The 15,099-nt window shown below is 49.0% G+C and carries 12 protein-coding genes; 10 read left to right on the top strand and 2 right to left on the bottom strand.

Annotated features, from left to right (window positions below; genetic code table 11):
• Positions 1–345 precede the first annotated feature (345 nt).
• From PJI16_14125 to PJI16_14100, 6 genes are all read left to right on the top strand, one after another.
• Entirely contained in the window at positions 346–660 is a 315-nt protein-coding gene (locus PJI16_14125; protein ID MDT3778698.1) for a hypothetical protein, read from the top strand.
• 172 nt (positions 661–832) lie between these two features.
• Positions 833–1,294 carry an energy transducer TonB gene (locus PJI16_14120; protein ID MDT3778697.1) on the top strand — a complete coding sequence of 154 codons (462 nt, stop codon included), beginning with the start codon at positions 833–835 and terminating at the stop codon, positions 1,292–1,294.
• Between the two features lie 175 nt (positions 1,295–1,469).
• Positions 1,470–2,849: a PepSY domain-containing protein gene (locus tag PJI16_14115; GenBank protein MDT3778696.1), complete on the top strand. Its 1,380-nt coding sequence runs from the start codon at positions 1,470–1,472 to the stop codon at positions 2,847–2,849.
• Positions 2,850–3,070: 221 nt separating this feature from the next.
• Entirely contained in the window at positions 3,071–4,360 is a 1,290-nt protein-coding gene (locus PJI16_14110) for a sialidase family protein (protein MDT3778695.1), read from the top strand.
• 47 nt (positions 4,361–4,407) lie between these two features.
• A complete protein-coding gene (locus PJI16_14105; GenBank protein ID MDT3778694.1) occupies positions 4,408–4,878 on the top strand; it encodes a TlpA disulfide reductase family protein in 471 nt (156 codons plus the stop codon).
• Between the two features lie 524 nt (positions 4,879–5,402).
• Positions 5,403–7,718, top strand: coding sequence for a TonB-dependent receptor (locus PJI16_14100; GenBank protein MDT3778693.1), 2,316 nt, complete (start codon positions 5,403–5,405; stop codon positions 7,716–7,718).
• A 187-nt stretch (positions 7,719–7,905) separates the two neighbouring features.
• Here PJI16_14100 and smbP read toward each other — a convergent pair whose 3' ends face one another.
• Complete coding sequence (gene smbP, locus PJI16_14095; GenBank protein MDT3778692.1) at positions 7,906–8,259, bottom strand: small metal-binding protein SmbP; 354 nt, start codon at positions 8,257–8,259, stop codon at positions 7,906–7,908.
• Positions 8,260–9,131: 872 nt separating this feature from the next.
• On the opposite strand from smbP, the gene PJI16_14090 reads away from it, so the two are divergent.
• From PJI16_14090 to PJI16_14075, 4 genes are all read left to right on the top strand, one after another.
• The gene (locus PJI16_14090) at positions 9,132–10,208 is read left to right on the top strand and encodes a tetratricopeptide repeat protein (GenBank protein MDT3778691.1); all 1,077 of its coding nucleotides are present in this window, start codon (positions 9,132–9,134) and stop codon (positions 10,206–10,208) included.
• Between the two features lie 483 nt (positions 10,209–10,691).
• A complete protein-coding gene (locus PJI16_14085) occupies positions 10,692–12,011 on the top strand; it encodes a VWA domain-containing protein (protein MDT3778690.1) in 1,320 nt (439 codons plus the stop codon).
• A gap of 77 nt (positions 12,012–12,088) precedes the next feature.
• Positions 12,089–12,622 carry a pilus assembly protein gene (locus tag PJI16_14080; protein MDT3778689.1) on the top strand — a complete coding sequence of 178 codons (534 nt, stop codon included), beginning with the start codon at positions 12,089–12,091 and terminating at the stop codon, positions 12,620–12,622.
• Positions 12,619–13,197 carry a TadE/TadG family type IV pilus assembly protein gene (locus PJI16_14075; protein MDT3778688.1) on the top strand — a complete coding sequence of 193 codons (579 nt, stop codon included), beginning with the start codon at positions 12,619–12,621 and terminating at the stop codon, positions 13,195–13,197. The genes PJI16_14080 and PJI16_14075 overlap by 4 nt, the downstream gene beginning before the upstream one ends.
• Positions 13,198–13,321: 124 nt before the next feature.
• Here the strand turns inward: PJI16_14075 and PJI16_14070 are convergent, their stop codons facing one another.
• Positions 13,322–14,899, bottom strand: coding sequence for an AAA family ATPase (locus tag PJI16_14070; GenBank protein MDT3778687.1), 1,578 nt, complete (start codon positions 14,897–14,899; stop codon positions 13,322–13,324).
• Between the last annotated feature and the right edge of the window lie 200 nt (positions 14,900–15,099).

The following is a 15,099-nucleotide window of genomic DNA, read 5'->3' as shown; positions in this document are numbered from 1 at the left end:
TAGGGGGATCTATATTTTTGGGATCTCATGAGTCATCCGGTCTTCCATGTGTTTCAGTAAACTGTTGCATCCGTAAGCAGACATTGGTAGACCACCAGACATTCCTTCTATATCGTTCATTTTCAACTTACGCTCAATCAGACTGAAAAAGCAGGAACAATCCCTCCATCACATGAGGGCGCCTTTTGTTTCCTAGAGGAAAATCCTGGGTGATCGACCTCAAATTTAGGCTTTCTCCGTAGATTGCAAAAGAACCCTGACCTGAAGCGTTTCTGTTACGAGCCAAGCTTGCATTCACCCCAACAGGTACGCGGCACCATACACACATTGGACTGAGGAGAATTGATGATGAAACACATGATGGCGTTTATTCTGATGGTCATGCTTTTGATGGTCCCAAGTTTTGTGTTTGCCCACGGCAAAGCGATTCATATCTTCGGAACGGTCACAGAAGCCGCACAGGAACAAATTGTTGTGACAACTCCAAAAGGTGAATCCGTCACTCTGATGATCCAGGAAAAGACTATTTTCCAACTCGATGGCATTACGACAAACACCGCTCGTCCGGCAGTGGGAGACCGGGTTGTGGCTGAGGCAGAGAAAGAAGCGGACGATCTTGTCGCTCATGAAATTCGTTTTGCAACACCCAAGCCCAAATAGCTTGAAAGCGGCCTTTCGTCCCCGGTCCATACCCAAACTGTCCAACCCTTCACATCACGAATCCTGCTTCATATGGTTCCGATAGATTGATTGGTGATTGGCTTTTGAGTAAGCTCTCGTTCCTTTCCTGATTTCTTTTGGTGCTCTTGTTATTCGAGAAAGGTTTAACCCGATGGTCTTCACGCTTCTCTCTCCACCAGTACCAAGAACCTTTCGCATCCCATACCTCTTCGTTTTGGCATGTCTTCTGTGTCTACCTTCGCATCTCCAGGCAACGGAATCTTCCGCTCAGCCTGAGGTCGAAACATTCCCGGAATTAACCGTCACAGACTCACGCATTCATACCGACTATAGCTGGCTGGCCGATTCTCTTGGCCATCGGGTGACCGAATTCAATCGCTATCCAAACGACGCCCGGCGCAACGGATGGGAAGGAAAAGTCCTGCTGCGAGTGACGATTGGAGCGGAGGGCCAGCTCAGAGACGTCATCGTCCAGGATAGCTCAGGCTACGAACCCTTGGACCAGGCCGCGCAGGAAGCGGTGCGGCTGGCCTGCCCGCTCCCCTTACAACACAAGATCCACCGACCAGAAGTCGCCATCACTCTTCCGGTCGTTTATCGCCTATCTCACTAGGGCCTTAAACTTCTTCCCTGCCAATAAGGATTATTCAGAATTTTCACCGGCTTGTTCACCAGGAACCCTTTCACTCGGCATACAACCATCAAGAGTTGGGTCGAGAAAAAGAATCCAACTCTGTTCTTTTTTTTGAAGATATTTTCCTTACTTCCCCCTGTCACTCAGACCGGCTATGAAGTCTAAGCTCACTCCAGCCATTTACTCTCGGATCTGGCCCGATTATCAGACGGTCTGGCGCTGGCATTTTTATGCCGGCTTATTTTGTGTTCCCTTTATCGTGTTGTTGGCGATTAGCGGAGGAATGTATTTATTCACTCCCCAGATTAATGCCTGGCTCGACCGGCCCTATGATCGCCTTTTCCTTACTGGACCCAACGCCACGGCACAGGCCCAAGTGGAAGCTGCCCTTCACGCCGTCCCGGGTTCTACGTTTTCCGCATATGAACTGCCAAGGAATGAAGATGACGCGACCCGGATCATTGTGAACAATCGGGGGGAACGCTTTCGTGTGTATGTACATCCCGAAACCCTGGAAATTCTGAAGACCATTCCTGAAGAAGACCGGTTTACCAGGATGGTGTTTCATTTTCATGGAGAATTGCTGATGGGCAATATCGGCTCTGTCTTTGTGGAATTAGCTGCCTCCTGGACGATCATCATGATCGTCACCGGCCTGTACCTGTGGTGGCCACGTGGTCATGAAGGAATTGGTGGAATCGTGTATCCCCGATTGAACCGTGGCTCACGGGGATTCTGGCGGGATCTTCATGCCGTCACAGGTTTCTGGATCTCTCTCTTTGTTTTGTTTTTGCTTGTCACCGGACTGCCCTGGGCGAAAGTCTGGGGTGAGTATTTAAAAGAGATTCGTCGTGTGACCGGAACGGCTGTAGTGGAACAGGATTGGACGGTCGGGGCAACTTCCCGGAACACGCCAAAGGATCTTTCAGGGGAACATCTCGCCCATATTGGTCAGACAATTCCTCCCGCTAACACTGTGGACCCTCCCTTGGACTATTCTCCGATCGATATTCTCCTGCCCGCTGTTCATGCGCTAGATCTCCCCCCTCCCGTCTTCATAATCCCCCCTTCTCACATTGAAGGGTATTGGACTGCCAAGTCGGACACTCAGAACCGTCCACAACGAGTCAAAGTCATGTTGGATGCCACGACCGGGGCCGTTCTACAACGGGAAAACTTTGAAGACCGTCATGTTTTGGACCGGATAATTGGCTTCGGTGTAGCGGCTCATGAAGGGCAATTGTTTGGTTGGCCGAATGTGGTATTGGGGGTATTCACTACCGGGGGTCTCCTCATGGTGGTTACAAGCGGGATTCTCATGTGGTGGCATCGGCGTCCTTCGGGACTACTGGGTGCTCCTCCCTTGCCTCAAGCCCAACCCTTTTCATGTGGATTCATGATCTTTCTCCTGTTCTTCTGTCTTTATCTTCCCTTGTTTGCCGCTTCCCTGACATCGATACTGCTTATTGAGAAACTACTCATTCGCCGGATTCCTCCACTTGTCCTATGGCTTGGGCTTGAGAAACGCGTCTGAAGACAATCTCGCTGTCACGTTTCCAGCAATTTTAAAATGTTCGGATTTGTCCTTTTCCAGAAAAACTGTAGTATGCATTGGCATCTGGTGCGGTTGCGGCCAGCACTCCACATCTTAAGGTAGCGTAGACTTTCACCCTTCTGGTAGAAATAACCTCTCTCACGCTTAGGAAGCATGAACGTCATTTTTCATCCTACATTCAAATATCTGTGGAGGCACCCATGTTAAGACCGGTATTTTTTGGAGCCACTTCCGTGGTCCTCTCGATTGGCTTGGGAGGTGTCGTATCCTTAGCCCTCGGGGCGGAACCATCTGTCTCGATGATTCAGGCCGGACCTAAACACATCATCGACCATAAGGGCATGCAAACCACCGGCCCCATGGCCCAACTGGATACAGACGGGACACTGCACCTCGCCTGGGGTGGGGAAAAGCAGGAAGAGCGGGGAGTCTTCTATCTCAAGGTTCCACCTCAACAGGAAGAGTATCCCGAACCAACCAAAGTCAATCCCTCCAATCCTCCCGCCGCTTCCCTCCATGAACCACCGGCGCTGGCGTTAGGCCATAACAACGATGTCTACCTAACCTGGACCACCCCTCATCCGAATGCTGGCGGAAAACCGTTTGCCAACCTTCTTCTCCTAAGCCGATCCGTTGATGGAGGCAAGACCTTTCTTCCCCCGGTTCAAATCAACGACGACGAGGCCGTCACCGGCCATTCTTTTGACAATCTGACCGTGAGCCCGAATGGTTCTGTTCATATTTCCTGGCTTGATGCCCGAGAAGGGAAAAAAGATCCGGCCACCTATACCGTCGTTTCCCAAGATCAGGGCCACACTCTTTCCCCCAATTTAAAAATTGACGAATCCAGTTGTGTCTGCTGCCGGACCCATATGACCACTGCCTCTGATGGCACCGTCTATCTCGCCTGGCGCAAGGTCTTGTCCGGAGCGGTCAGGGAAACGGTCGTATCCCGTTCGACCGATAACGGGAAATCGTTTTCCCCCCCGGTCATCGTGGGCCATGATCAATGGGTCTTCGAGGGTTGCCCACATCGTCCCGCCACCATGGGAGTCGATCAGCAAGGACGCCTCTATGTCACCTGGTACACGGAAGGCCCGGATGATACTCCCGGTGTATATCTGGCATATTCCGATGATCAGGGAAAAACCTTTACCCCCCGCCGCTTGTTAAACATGTCGAAAGGCACGTTTCCGGATCATCCTCAACTGGCCGTGAATCAGGCAGGGCATCTACTCGTCTCATGGGAAGAGCAATCTCCGGTGCGACGTGAAGTGGTGTTCACCTATTCCCTCGACCGAGGGCAAACATTTAGTTCCCCGAATAAGGTGAATGAGAAGAAAGCCAAAAGTCCGGCTGTGGCATTGAATGACGCGGGACAGGCCGTCATTGCCTGGTCAGAGCAAGTGGTTTTTCCGGCATGGAGTACGGTGGTCCAGCCTCTTTCTTTTCCCACCCCGCAGACGGCTCAATTACACCCAATACCATGACGCCGCTTTCTGTGCTCGCTTCAGGAATCCTGGGAATAACCCTTGCCATGGGGAACCCTTCCTCGGTCCCCTTCACTCTCAGCCGAGTCGATCTCAGCCAGAAGCTCCCCGCCTTCCAGCTCCGTACATTGCAGGGCACTCCCGTGCATTCCAATGAATTAGCCGGTCGGGTTCTCATCTTGAATTTTTGGGCAACCTGGTGTGGCCCTTGTAAGGAAGAAATGCCTTCGTTAGAACGTCTTCGTCAAAAGTTTCCTCCAGACCAGTTGGCCATATTGGCGGTTACCACCGATATTCGTCCACAAGAAATCAAAGTATTTTGGCAGCAACTCGAGTTGCATTTCGATGTCCTCCTGGATGAACAGGAAGAACTCTCTCAAGCGCTCATGGTTCGAAATCTTCCCACAACGGTGATTGTGGATACGCATGGACACCTGAGCCAACGAATCATGGGGCCAAGAGAGTGGGATAGCCCTGAATCGGTCGCCCATATCCACAACCTCCTTAACCCGAAGTAGATGCACCAGCGGTTTCAACCGATTGCCCTCCTGACATCGAGTCTGTTTCTCGCCATGCTCCTGGCATCCACGGCCTGCATGGCCGTGCAGGACCTCTCTCACAACTCTCCGGAATCCCATCACAGCAAGACGAAACTACTGCATGGGGTTCTCTGCAACTGGGCTTGTCACATCGGAAAGCTTTCGTCAACCTCCCTGACCACCTCTCCATTCTGGCATTCGCCATTCCAGGAATTTGGCGCCGTGCTTTCTCTTTATTCCCTGCCGGCTTCGCTTCCTTCTCTTTCGAACGAATCTGCTAGAGCTCCCCCACACAACCTCTTTTCGTTTTTCTCTTAAATGATTCTCAAGGCTCCGTTGTGAATTGCGGGAGATTCACGCCTCGTTCCACATAATCTATACGGGCGAACCTGGATCTCACCCGAAAATTCCTTCAATAAGCCTCATTCTTAGTTGCTGGCCATATGCATAGGCAAGTTGGCTTAAGCATGGTTTATTTATCTTTTTTGTAAGGAGATGATCTCGTGAAACGATTGCTTTCTGTCCGTTCATGGAATTGGCCATGGGGTTTTTTCGTATTAATCTTGAGCGTTCCGCTAACGCTTAGTGTCTCCGCTCCGACTTTCGCTGAATCAAGTGACAGCCCTATCCCGTCAGAAGAAATTCTCCTGCAGCAACAACAGGACCTGGAGGGAGAACTCGATCGCGTCAATGCCCGACTTAATGAAATCAGGAAACAACTGAGCGAATTACAACAAATACCTGTTTCCCAACAAACCGATGAACAACGCCAGACAGAGGAGGCCCTCCAGGAGGAGGAAGTGGTGACATTGGAAGAGATGAGTATCGTCAGTACCCGGATATTAAAACGGCCGGAAGGCCTGACGATGTCCTCTACCCCTCAATCGGAAACCGATTCCCAACCGACCCGAACCATGAAAGAATCCATGGAATCTCTTCCCGGTGTGGTGCTCCGCCAGGCTAATGGCCCCAGGGACTTCAGTATTTCCATTCGAGGCTCCGGAGTCAAAACAGCATTCGCCATCCGGGATATCAAAGTCTATGAAGATGGTTTTCAACAAACGCAGTCGGACGGATTGTCACGACTCGATATACAAGACCCGTGGTTCATGAGATCGACTGAAGTGATCCGTGGGGCGGCGTCCTCACTGTATGATAATTATGCCTTGGGCGGAATGGTGCATTTTAAAACCCGACGGGGAAGTGACATCAATGGAGTCGAAGGGTTCTTTGCCGGAGGATCATACGGATATAACAAACAGGCTGGCGCTTTCGGTCAACACTGGAAGAATCTTGATGTATCATTATTTGCCAGTAACGCCGCGGAAAACGGGTATATCGATCACAGTGGCTATAACACCCAGACGTTGAATTTAAATTTCCGTTTCACCATTGACGAAAAACAGAGTCTTTACGTCAAAGCCATCACCAACTGGCTTGATACGAAGGTGCCGACCCGGCTCACCAAAAGCCAATTTAATGCAAACGATCGTCAGGCGGGAGATGGAGCGAAAGCCAGGGATCAATCTCGCCTCGACCGCCGCACTATTATCGGATTAATGTATGAACGGCAGTTGACACCCAACCTCATCTTGACGACAGAAGGAGATTATGACGTCAAGGATATTAACCAGTACTTTAATCAAGTTTTCGATAATGTGAATACCAACTGGAAACATTATACTGATTTGCGACACACCGGTCAGATCGCCGGCATGCCGTTAAACAGCTATCTCGGGTTCTTCATCAACAACATGGAACAGGAAGGTCAGACCTTCCAGAATTTGGATGACGGTCAAGGCACGCGAGGCAACTTGATCCAGAATAACCGGGGGACCATTCGAAATGTCGGGGGACGATTCCGAGAAGAACTGACCTTCCTACCGAATTGGACCGTGGCCGCCGGCCTGGGATTCGAACAGTCCATCGTAAGCATCCAGACGATTAATTATACCAATGGGGTGGTCTCCAGCCGTCCAAACACCACAAAGACCTACTATAATTGGGCGCCCGAAATGTCACTGACGTGGAGGCCCCGAGAAGGCTTTCGGCATTGGATCAGAGGTTCCACCGGATATGGCATCCCGCAATTCAGCAATTTGACTCGCAATCCCATCACGGGTCTTCCAGGTTCCAATTTTGACTTGAAGCCCCAAAAAAATGTGAACGTGGAATTCGGGCACGAAGCCAGGCTTCATGAAACCTTCAACATGCAACTTGTGGGATTCTGGATCTTCTTTCGCGATGAAATTATTTCGCAAAACATTTCAGGTACGAATACAGCCTCCACCAATGCCGACTCTTCGGAATATCGGGGTGTCGAGGTGTCCGCGGATTGGCGACCAATACCCGGTTGGCAATTTCACGGTGCGTACACCCACATTGATGCCAAGTACATCAATTTCACAGATCGGTATCTAGTGAATGGCGTGGCCACCGATGTCAAACAGGACGGCAATGACGTCCCCAACGTCCCTTCGGATGTCCTGAACATGAAGGTCATGTATGATGATGCGAAAAACGATTGGGGTGCCTGGATCGAGTCCAATTATTACAATAGCTATTTTCTAAATAATGGCAATACCGTGGGAATTCCTTCCTACTGGATTATGAACGTCAATCTTCACAAGACCTTTACCTTCAACAATGATTGGGTTCGCTTTGCTAAATTCTTTTTCGAAGTGAACAACATCGCCGATAAAACCTACGCGGCATCCGGCCAGGTCGTGTCAGACTCAACACCCGATGCCAATAAGCAATTGTTCTTTGCCGGGTATGGGCGATCGTTCTATGGAGGCGTGACAATCGGGGTGTTCTAGTTAATCAATGGGGTTTTCGTAAGGTGGGTCATGGGTGAGGGAGGCCCGAGTGCCCCCCTCACCAGAGCAGAAGGCAACCTGATTGGCCTACATCCAATATGTACGGAAGCATGATTGGGATGGAGTCAGATACCACTGACCAAGCCTTCCTTTTGATTTCCTCTCAAAAGGTAAAGAGGAGAACGATCTAATGGCCCTGTTGGAGGTGCTTCAAGGCTTCCTCACTATGTTCGGCCGCAACCTCGCCATGTCCCTGTTTGCCATGGTCCACCGCTTCGCCGAGATGACTGATGCCCTCACCGACATGGGCATTGCCACCTTCTTGCTTGGCAGCATCGGCATGCGAAAGGGCCTCCTGCGCATGCTTGGTGGCTTCACCGGCATGCCCCATTTCTCCATGAGCTTTTGCCTCACCGGCATGTCCGATCGCTTCATACAAATGTTTATCGCCTTCCGCCAATGTGACAGCCGGAACTGCCCAAAAGCCCAATACTCCAACACAACCGACAATTCGAATGAATGTAGAGAATGTACTGCTCATGCCTTTCCTCCTTTGATTAATAACGTACCAACCATACTGCAGCCTTTTCCTCACGGTCCTCCCGGCTCCGTCTTCTAATACACTGTTTGTCATAATCCATTATGCCATTCACAGGAAGAAACGTGAATGCATAATTCTTTACCCGATGAACAAAGCCAACGGCAAGCTCATATAAGGTCCTTGCGGCAAAGGCCCCTTATTTACGACCGCGACACTTTGACGAATTGACCATTGACCACATACGAATTTTCTGACTATTCGATTTTTCGAGATTTTTTATTTTCACATGACCACGGACAAATTTTCTAAACCCATTGGGAAATGTGTTGCATACATGAGCAACGATCTGTAGACGATTTCTGTGGCTATTCCTATACTCTCTCCACGTCAGGTAGCCTTTTTATGTGATTCAGCTATGATCTGACCCATAGGAATCCTGACCAATATTACCACTTGTTGTTTTTTTGGATAGAAGGTGCGATAGGGAACCCTGACCCCCTGGAAAAACCTTCTTCCTTCTGTGGAGAACGATCGGGATGGAGCCTGGTATCGACTACCTCCGCTCTTCATCCCGATCTTCACGGAACCTGAAATCTGCACACCAGAAGATGTGATTCACGCCCTGCCTTTCATCATGAAAACAGGGCTTTTCTGCCTGACTGGCAGAATATTCCCACTCTTGAGAAAAATGAATTTCCCCCTGATCGGGGCTCCCTGTCAGGTGGACAATATCCCCTGGCTCCGAGCCCCTTCCCTCTTCCATTTTTCTGATTCGAATTTTGGCAAATCAGTAGACAATACGATACAATTTTCAAGATTTGCTTTTCTGAATCCGACCAATGGATCAACACTTCGACTGAAAGAAAATCCTCATGCTCAATCCGAATCACGGCAATTTCTCGCATACTTTCTCGCCACGCATGAAGTGGCAAAGAATATTCCTATGCCTTATCTTCCTTTGGCCCTTGCCAGCGTTGGGGCACCAGGCGGGAAACCTTTATCGTGATGCTCTTTCAGCCGTGGAAAATCAGGACTTCAAGACCGCCCAATCCTTACTCGAACAGGCCATCCAGGAATTTCCTGGTTTTTCCGAAGCCCATCACCTGTATGGCTTGGTGGAGTTTCAACTGACCCAACAACCTGAACGCGCAATTTCTGCCCTTCAACAGGCCATCCGCCTCAACCCGAATTTAGCTCAAGGGCAGTATGATTTGGCGTTACTCTTTATCAAGCAAGATCAAATAGAAGAAGCTCAAAAAGCCGCTCAGCAAGCGCTCGCTATCTATCCACGTTTTTGGGAGGCCCGCCTCATACTCGCGAAATTATTGGATAAGCGAGAACTCACGAATCAGGCTATTCAGGAATACCAGACAATTCTCACTCAACAACCCTTCCAGGAAGAAGCGCTCTATCATCTAGCTACCCGGTTTATGCAAGCTCAAGATTTTGACCAAGCACAGCTCCTCCTTACCCAATTGACAGAACACCACCCTCACCAGACAGACGCATGGTTGTTGCTGGGCCGGATTGCGGAACGGCAGAATCAACCCTCACAGGCCTTACATGCTTACCAAGAAGTCATTCAGGCCAATCCTGACAATTCGGAAGCCCACGCCAATCTTGGATTTCTTTACCAACAACAAGGGAACCTACCAGAGGCCATTGAACATTTCCAACGCGTCAGCGAACTCAAGCCTCAGGATGCCGAGGCCTTTCTCAATCTCGGAGTCCTCTTCGCAGGAAACCATCAGCTCGTGGAGGCAGAACAAGCATATCAAACAGGAATCGCTTTGCAACCAGATTCACTGGAAGGCCATTTCAATCTTGGTGCCTTTTACGAATTCCACAAGAAGGATCTTCCTCAAGCACGAATCCACTACCAGAAATACCTTGACCTTGGCGGAAAAGACGCCAGAATCCAACAATTGCTTACACAACTTGGGCAATAGATCATCCCCATCGGTTCAAAGAAATCCTCGATTTCTTCTTCAAGACCTCCCCAACCGATCAATTTGATATCCACTCCATTTTATTAGTGCTTCCATATTCTTCCTCACTAGCTCAGAGGCTTCGCTCCTTGATACTTTCAGCCCCTGAAACCTTATTCGATGCTGTTTCATCTTCTCCCTCCATGCCTTTTAATTCACGCCTGGAACCCGCTGATCACATTTAGGCTTTGCTTAAGGGCGGAATGCCAACGTTTTTGTCCAAAAAAACCTTCCCGTAATGTTCGGGAAGGACATTCTTTCGATAACAACTACACAAAAAATGAGGAAAACTAGCCATTTGTAGAACATTTCCAATCGGCAAGTTTTTCAATAATCAGTCGATATTCTCCTACCAAAGAACCTCCGCGCTGAATCAGCGAGAAATGAATGAGTTGGTGTGAGGTTTGTGAGGTTATTGATCCTTTTATCCAGGAGATACGGAAAATGGGACGCAATTCAATCAAAGGGTTACAGAATCCGTTACGAAACCAACAAGGTGCATACATCCTGATTACAGGCATTGCTGTTGTGGCCCTATTTGGATTTGCAGCCCTGGGTATTGAAGTTGGACGGTGGTATGCCATCCAGGGAGAAATGAGTAAAGCGATCGATGGAGCCGCCTTTGCGGGAGCCAAAAATGTGAACAATCCCAATATTTCTGACCTTCACGGGTTTGTCCAACAAGTGGCTCAAGCCAACTTTCCTCCCGGACTATTGGGAACTGACACACCTACATTCGTAGTGACCGACGACGGAAACGGTAAGGTTTCAGTGCAAGGCTCGACGAATTCCATCAATTCACTCTCGAGAGTGGTTGGGGGAGGTCATGACACTACCGCTATCGCTGCGGACGGATCCGCCAAACTTCGTAACGCGGAAATCGCGTTAGTTCTAGATATTTCGGGATCAATGGCAGGCAGCCCCATCAGCGATCTGAAAGATGGGGCCAAGAGCTTTGTCGAAAACTTCACTGATCAACAAGCCGATAATCGATTCGCCTTGTTGACCTTTGCCACAGGAGTCCAAAAACCCTTTGCTATGGACCATGGGTACGTCTCCCCCATGACTTCAGCCATTAACGGATTGGCTGCTGCTGGAGGGACCAATGCCGAAGATGCGTTAGCCCAAGCCCTGACCCTGCCTTGGTCCGATCAATCCGGCGTTCCCGCAAATGAACGCACCAAACAAGTTGTCATTTTTTTCTCGGATGGAAATCCATCAGCCTTCCGAGGCCAGTTTAAACATGAAGGGGTAAATTATGATGGAGTGGCGGCTTTGGACGGAGGCTATGTCAATGTTTATGGTTCTATGGGGTATCCCAATCCACAGGCATCCTATGAGAATTCAATTAAAATCACTTATACCGGAGATGGGAAAAAATCGGGTACGGCTTGTCCCCAGAAAAACATTAGTGGCCAGTTATATTATTCGGTCAAATGGTACATTTTCCAAGATAGCTCATATGGACTGAATAGCTTCGGCCCAACTACCGGGTTGAACCCTGAACAATGCACCATAACCAATCCCACTCCCTTGGGAGACTATGTGAACTACCTGGTTCGTCAAATGGCCATAGACAATTCCCAGGCCATCAAAAATAACGGAATTGAAATTTATACCATCGGCTTGGGGAATATAGACCAAAATTTCTTGAGTGCTCTCTCCAGTGGGCCAAAATTTGTCTATTATACCCCTGATTCTTCAGAACTTGAAGGAATCTTCCAACAAATTGCCAATATTCTCAAACTTGTCCTTATTAGTTAAGCAACCCCGATGCCACAGGATGGTGAACACAACTCGCGTGACTGGGATGATAGGGCTACATGCAGGAGGATTCCCCAATGAAGAGCTTGATCAGGTCTTTTCAGAAATTGATGTCTCCATGCCAGACGGAATCGGGAATCACGGTCGTGGAAGTGGGAGCAACCATGCTGGTATTTCTCACCGCACTCTTCGCGGTAGCGGAAATGGGTTGGTTTTTCGTGCACCAGAATACTCTCACTTCTGCAGTTAGAGAGGGCATTCGTATTGGAACCGTTGGCGCGACTTCAGTCGATGGTAATGGAAATGCCTTATCCCGTGAAGACTCAATTAAACAAGCGATTCAACAAAGTGCCGCAGCAGTCATGGATATCGACTCGTCAAACATTTTCATTTTTCCCGTCGATGCCGATTGGACCGATCCTGATGATCCAGCCGTTGTGGGAACGGCAAGTGCCGGCGGTGCCGGCGCATTTATGCGGGTCAGAGTCAATTTCACCCATCAATTTTTCACCCAATTGATCGGCGGTTTTTTTGGGGCAGGAGACTCCATGGTCATGTCCTCCGAGGGGACCTACCGCAATGAAAATTTCATCTTAGGAGGCGGATCATGATGGCATCATTGTTACGAACAGTGAGAAATGAACGGGGAACCGCTTCTATCGAGCTTGCCTTTTCCCTCATGATTTTCCTCTTCGTCGCCTTTGGTATTGTCGAATACGGAAGCCTCATCAACGAACGCAACTCGCTCACACAGCTCGCAAGAGAGGGCGCAAGCTTAGCCTCCCGAAACCTGACGACCAACCAGAACATGATGGATCTTCTCGGCTCGACCGACAATGCCCTGGATTTCAAAAATCAACCATCCAAATATCATATTTACCTAGCCCAAATTACGGCCGGAACCGTGGCGAACAATAACCCTACCTGTACAGTCGTTGAGCAGGGAGGATTTAACGGCTCCGGCGTGGCAGCTCCAGCGCTTCCAAACTGTGATTTACCGCAAAATCTTTTTGACTATTTGGTGTATGTTCCCGGTACCGGTGCAACGGTACAACAATTTACCGTCCTAAAAGTCTATTATGAACATGATCCAATAACCCCCATAGGGGCACTCGCTACTCAATTTGGATGGGGGGCAGGCAACCTGGGGAATAGTGTGACCTTGTTCAGTCAAGCGATTTTTTAATATATGGTGCCAGGATTCTGTTCAGAATTCCGCAGCGTGTACGTTTAGATTTAATAGCCGCCAACCTGTTAGACAGACTTGCAAGGATTCAGGCGAAGTCAACACCCCCTTCACGGTTTTGGCTTTAATCTGCAGCCTTCCTTCGTTGTTTAATAAGACTCTCTATCGTCGATCTAACTGTTGGTAAATCAGTCGAATCCAGGTGAATAGCAGTGTCTTGTTCAAGTTCAGTTAAAGGATCCTCTTTGGTCCTTTGCTGTTCCATAACTCTAATCGTTGCATCAGAGGCATCGGTCCGTTGTTTAGCTCGACATGCTATTCGCTCCGCCAACACCTCATCCGGCGCCCAGACGTCCAAGATGACAACAGACACATGACGTTCATGAGCGAGTCGGAAGAATGACTGCCTTTGTGCGCCATCAAGGAATGTGGCATCCACAACGACCGGATAGCCCGCCTGTAACATGCCGTTCGCAAGATTCCATAACCGATCATAGGTTGCATGAGTCATAGCTGGCGCGTATAAGCTCATGGAAGCTCCCTGATCTACGACTTTTTTACATTGTTCGGCATAGATCCGTTTACGTTCCACATCGGATCGCACGCGCACTGCACCCAATGCATTCATCACTTCAGTGGAGACGGTCGTCTTCCCGGTCCCGGATACTCCATGCATTAGCATCAATATTGGAGGAGCAGACATCACCAATCGATTAGCCAGCTCCACGTATCTGATTATTTCTTCAAGGAAATCATCCCCTACCGGGCTTCCTGGCTCCACCTGAGCCAGACGCAAGCCTGCCACTTTAGCTCGAACAAGTGCCCGATAAACTTCATACAACCGGAACACACTCATCCCGGCATAGTCACCAGTCACTTCCAGATAACAGTTCAAAAACCAATATGCCAAATCCACTCGATCCTTGCTCTCTAAATCCATGACCAAAAATGCGACTTCACTAATAACATCAATCCAACGCAACCCCGGCTTAAATTCCAAGGCATCAAACACACAGGTCCGGCCCTCAAATAGGGAAATATTTCCTAAATGAAGATCACCATGACATTCTCGAATCTGCCCGGATGATTTGCGCCCTCGTAACAATGGTCTCAATCGCGTCCATTCCCGGTTAGTCCATTCCTTGATATCCTTCATACAGAATTGAATACGCTCAGGGAGGGCTGCAAGTGGAATGTCCTCGAAGCACTCTGCGATAGGTCGCCATACCATATCCGGCTTTCCATAGGGAAAGGTATCTCCTGAGGAATCGATCCGGCCATGGAATGTTCCAATATCTATGGCGAGTTGACTTATCACAGATTCATCAAGATTGCCTGTCTCAAGGAGTTTGTGAAATTCTTGATCGGGAGGAAATTGTTTCATTTTGACCGCCCATTCAAAAGGGTTCCCATCCCCATCAATGCGAGGATTTGATGGGGACCCAGTAATGGGGACCACCCCCAGATACAGCTGTGGGGCTAACCGTCTGTTGAGACGAACCTCTTCTTCACAAAACCACCTCCGTTTTTCAAGTGTCGAAAAATCAACGAAGGAAAACAACACGGGTTTTTTAATTTTGTAGACATACTGACCAGTTAGGAACACCCATGAAATGTGTGTTTCCACCAATGTGACCCCACTCACGGGGTGTGAATAGCATTCCGGTTTCTTCAGGGATTTGATCAACGGAGAAGAAGTCATAGCCATCCAATAAAGATGATTGGTCCATTGAGAAGGAATAAGAATATTTCATTCCACAATGTCTTCACCCAAGACACTGGACCATCCTACCCAATTTCATCCCCTTCACCAAACAGAAAAATGCGTCCTCTGATGGTGAACTGTTCATTTGACTTGTGAAAAAATTCTCCGAACAGGTACAATAAAATCATCTAACTGAT

The organism is Nitrospira sp. MA-1, assembly GCA_032139905.1.
In the GTDB taxonomy this organism is placed as follows: Bacteria; Nitrospirota; Nitrospiria; order Nitrospirales; family UBA8639; genus Nitrospira_E.
This window is presented reverse-complemented; position numbering and strand designations above follow the sequence as displayed.

Bases quoted from the DNA above. Each gene is read 5' to 3' on its own strand.
- PJI16_14090 (MDT3778691.1), top strand. From the start codon at position 9,132: ATGCTCAATCCGAATCACGGCAATTTCTCGCATACTTTCTCGCCACGC.
- PJI16_14120 (MDT3778697.1), top strand. From the start codon at position 833: ATGGTCTTCACGCTTCTCTCTCCACCAGTACCAAGAACCTTTCGCATC.
- PJI16_14075 (MDT3778688.1), top strand. From the start codon at position 12,619: ATGATGGCATCATTGTTACGAACAGTGAGAAATGAACGGGGAACCGCT.
- PJI16_14115 (MDT3778696.1), top strand. From the start codon at position 1,470: ATGAAGTCTAAGCTCACTCCAGCCATTTACTCTCGGATCTGGCCCGAT.
- PJI16_14105 (MDT3778694.1), top strand. From the start codon at position 4,408: ATGGGGAACCCTTCCTCGGTCCCCTTCACTCTCAGCCGAGTCGATCTC.
- PJI16_14070 (MDT3778687.1), bottom strand. From the start codon at position 14,899: ATGACTTCTTCTCCGTTGATCAAATCCCTGAAGAAACCGGAATGCTAT.
- PJI16_14125 (MDT3778698.1), top strand. From the start codon at position 346: ATGATGAAACACATGATGGCGTTTATTCTGATGGTCATGCTTTTGATG.
- PJI16_14085 (MDT3778690.1), top strand. From the start codon at position 10,692: ATGGGACGCAATTCAATCAAAGGGTTACAGAATCCGTTACGAAACCAA.
- smbP (MDT3778692.1), bottom strand. From the start codon at position 8,259: ATGAGCAGTACATTCTCTACATTCATTCGAATTGTCGGTTGTGTTGGA.
- PJI16_14080 (MDT3778689.1), top strand. From the start codon at position 12,089: ATGAAGAGCTTGATCAGGTCTTTTCAGAAATTGATGTCTCCATGCCAG.
- PJI16_14110 (MDT3778695.1), top strand. From the start codon at position 3,071: ATGTTAAGACCGGTATTTTTTGGAGCCACTTCCGTGGTCCTCTCGATT.